This is a genomic window from Arhodomonas sp. KWT (assembly GCF_010993615.1).
Genome location: NZ_WNXE01000032.1, coordinates 23,130 through 26,395, shown reverse-complemented (window position 1 = coordinate 26,395; position 3,266 = coordinate 23,130). Strand labels below are relative to the sequence as shown.

Genomic DNA, 3,266 nt, shown 5'->3' with positions numbered 1-3,266 from the left:
CCGGCCACCGGCGCGAGGACCTTGCAGGCGGACCCGGTGGCGGCAGCCACCGGGTCCGCGGGCCCGCGGTCGGCGGCCAGGACGACGGCATCGAAGGGCTCCGGCGGTGCGGCGCCGGCCCGGGCACGGATCACCCGGGCGCTCACGCGATGGCCTTCCGGTAGAGGCGGTAGCGCTTGTAGGGCTCGCCCCCGAGGCGTTCCAGGATCTTGCGCATGCCCGCGTTGTCATCGAGGATCCAGGACAGCTCGGCCCAGCGGATGCCCCGCTCGAGATAGGCGGACTGCGCCCCGGAGATCACCGCGAAGGCGAGCGCCGCCCCGAGGGGCGAGTCCTGGTAGCACCGGCGCACCCCCATCAGCGGCACACGCCCGCGGGTCGCGGCACCGCCGCGCAGGCGGCGGATCAGGCGCAGCCAGCCGAACGGCAGCAGCCGCCCGTCCAGGTCGGCGATGAGCTCGTTGAGGTCCGGCAGGCCGACGATGAACGCCGCCGCCTCGCCGTCCACCTCAGCGATGCGCACGAGATCGTCGTCGACCACCCAGCGCAGGACCTGGCCGAGCTCGGCGAACTCCTCGGCGGTGAAAGGCACGAAGCCCCAGTTCCGCGACCAGGCGTCGTTGAAGATCCCCCGCAGCAGCTCCAGCTCCCGACCGAGTTCGCGGCGGCGCAGCGAACGCAGCCGCACCCGCTCGCCGAACCGGCCCAGCAGGGCGGTCATCGCCGGCGGATGACGGAAACCCGTGTCGATACCGTAGGCAATCAGGTCCTGGGCGGGGCGGTAGCCCTCCGCCTCCAGGCGCGGCGCGTACCAGCGCCGGCCGTGGGGCATCATCACCGCGGGCGGGGTCTCGAAGCCGTCCACCAGCAGGCCGCATTCCTGGTTGATCGAGAAGCTGAACGGCCCGGTGACCTCACGCACGCCCTGGGCGGCGAGCCACTGTTCCGCCGCCGCGACCAGGGCGCGGAAGACCGACGGATCGTCTTCCGCCTCCAGCAGCCCGAAATGACCGGTGGCGCCGTAGCGCGCCTGGTGCAGGGTATCGACCTGCGCGGAGATGCGCCCGACCGGGCGGCCGTCACGCATCGCGACCCAGCCCTGCCAGCGCCCGTGGTGGAGGAAGGGATTCTGCCGGGAGTAGTGCAGGCGGCGCTCCAGCCACAGCGGCGCCACCCAGGCGGGATCGTCGCGGTAGACCTCGGCGGGCACCTGCATGAAGGCGCGCAGCCCGGCGCGTCCGTCCGCACGGCGCAGCTCGGGGGCACCGGACGTACCGGCTGCCTGCCCCGGTGTACGGCCGTCCTCCGCGTCCGCGCCGGTAGCCGCCGGGGCCGCACTATCCTCCAGTGACATGGTCAGGTGTCCCGATACATACAATTATGTTGGCAATCATGGCACACTTGCGTGTCATCGATCAGTCATCTACGTGCGGACGGTCCGCACCGGACGGCATCACGGGCATGAGCGAACGAATGGACGGCGTCGACGGCACTGAGTGGAACGCCACGATGCGCAAATTCGGCGCACCGGATACGTGCATCCGCAACTACACCCACTGGAGCGTACTCCTTCGTCCCCGTCAGGCGACACTGGGTGCCCTGGTGCTGGCGGCACGGGAGCCGGCGCAGGCGTTCCCGGAACTCAGCGCGGCGGCCTTCTCGGAGCTGCGCGGGGTCACCGCCGACATCGAGCAGGCCCTGCAGCGGGCGTTCTCCTACGAACGCCTGAACTACCTCATGCTGATGATGGTCGACCCGGACGTGCACTTCCACGTCCTCCCCCGTTACCCCGAGCCGCAGACCTTCGACGGCCGGGAGTTCGAGGATCGGGGGTGGCCCGGCCCCCCGGACCTGTCCCACGTCAACGAGACAAATGAATCAGCCAATGCCCGCATCATCGAACACATCGCGAGCTGCTGGCCCTGACGGCCCGGGCGCCGCGACGCCGACCGTCAACACGGTACCGCTCAATCCAGGGTCCTTTGCCACGCTCGCCGAGGCGCTGGACTACGCGGCGGAGGGACACACCGGGCTGAACTTCCATGACGCCCGCGGACGACTCACCGAGGCCGTGCCCTACGGCGAGCTGCGCCGGCGCGCGCTGACCACCGCCCGGCGCCTGATCGGGCTGGGGATGCAGCGCGGCGAGCGCGTCGCGGTGGTCGCCGAGACCACCTCGACGTTCCCGGAGGTGTTCTTTGCCTGCCAGTATGCCGGGCTCGTGCCCGTCGCGCTGCCGGTGTCCCTGAACCTGGGTGGCCGGCAGGCCTACGTGGACCAGATCCGCGGGCTGCTGGAACAGGCCCGGCCGGGCGTCGCCCTGGCCTCCGAGGCGTTCAAGCCCTTCCTCGACGAGGCCGCCTCGGGGATCGCGGGTGTGGGGCTGCACACCCCGGAATCCCTGGCGGGCCTCGAACCGGCGGAGGCGACACCGGAGCCCACGCGCCCGGAGGAGATCGCGTACCTGCAGTTCACCTCCGGGAGCACCCAGGCACCGCGGGGCGTGGTCATCCGTGCCGAGGCGGTGATGAGCAACCTCCGGGGCATCGTGCGCCACGGCCTCGGCATCCATGCAGGCGACCGCTGCGCCTCCTGGCTGCCCTTCTACCACGACATGGGCATGGTCGGGCTGCTCCTCGGCCCGCTGGCCTCCCAGCGCTCCGTGGACTACATGGGCACCCGCGACTTCGCGGTGCGCCCCGTCCAGTGGCTGCGGCTGATCAGCCGCAACGGCGGCTCGGTCGCCTTCGCGCCGCCGTTCGGCTATGACCTCTGCGCCCGACGCGTGCGCGACAGCGACGTCGAGCAGCTCGACCTCTCGCGCTGGCGGGTCGCCGGCGTGGGCGCGGAGCTCGTCCGCCCGGAGCCGCTGCGCCGCTTCGCCGAGCGCCTGGCGCCGGCGGGCTTCGGCGAACACGCCTTCCGCGCCTGCTACGGCCTGGCGGAGGCCTCGCTGGCGGTGACCTTCGCGCCGGCGGGCGCCGGACTGCAGATCGACCGTGCCGACGCCGAGGCGATGGCCGCGGAGGACATCGCCCGCCACCCCCGCGAGGGCGGCGAGGTCCGCGAGCTCGCGGTCTGCGGCGAGGTCCTGCCCGGACACGAGGTCGTCATCCGCGAGCGCGACGGCACCCCGCTGCCCCAGGGCCATATCGGCCACGTCACCGTGCGCGGCCCGAGCCTGATGAGCGGCTACTACAACGACGAGTCCGCCACCCGCAAGGCCCTGGATCCCGATGGCTGGCTGTACACCGGCGACCTCGGCG

Annotated in this window: 3 protein-coding genes; 2 read left to right on the top strand and 1 reads right to left on the bottom strand. The window is 72.1% G+C overall.

The window, feature by feature from the left end; translation table 11 throughout:
* Positions 1-142: 142 nt before the first annotated feature.
* Positions 143-1,354 (bottom strand): N-acetyltransferase, encoded by a 1,212-nt coding sequence (locus G7A99_RS07950; protein ID WP_240466175.1) that lies wholly within the window; start codon positions 1,352-1,354, stop codon positions 143-145.
* 107 nt (positions 1,355-1,461) lie between these two features.
* Here G7A99_RS07950 and G7A99_RS07945 point away from each other — a divergent pair, with 107 nt between their 5' ends.
* Entirely contained in the window at positions 1,462-1,926 is a 465-nt protein-coding gene (locus G7A99_RS07945; RefSeq protein ID WP_240466174.1) for an HIT family protein, read from the top strand.
* Positions 1,886-3,266: AMP-binding protein (locus G7A99_RS07940; RefSeq protein WP_163139413.1), on the top strand; the 1,381-nt coding region annotated here is incomplete at its 3' end. The genes G7A99_RS07945 and G7A99_RS07940, both read left to right, overlap by 41 nt.

What these genes read in the sequence shown, in the direction of transcription:
- G7A99_RS07945 (WP_240466174.1), top strand. Translation starts at nt 1,462, where the DNA reads ATGAGCGAACGAATGGACGGCGTCGACGGCACTGAGTGGAACGCCACG.
- G7A99_RS07950 (WP_240466175.1), bottom strand. Translation starts at nt 1,354, where the DNA reads ATGTCACTGGAGGATAGTGCGGCCCCGGCGGCTACCGGCGCGGACGCG.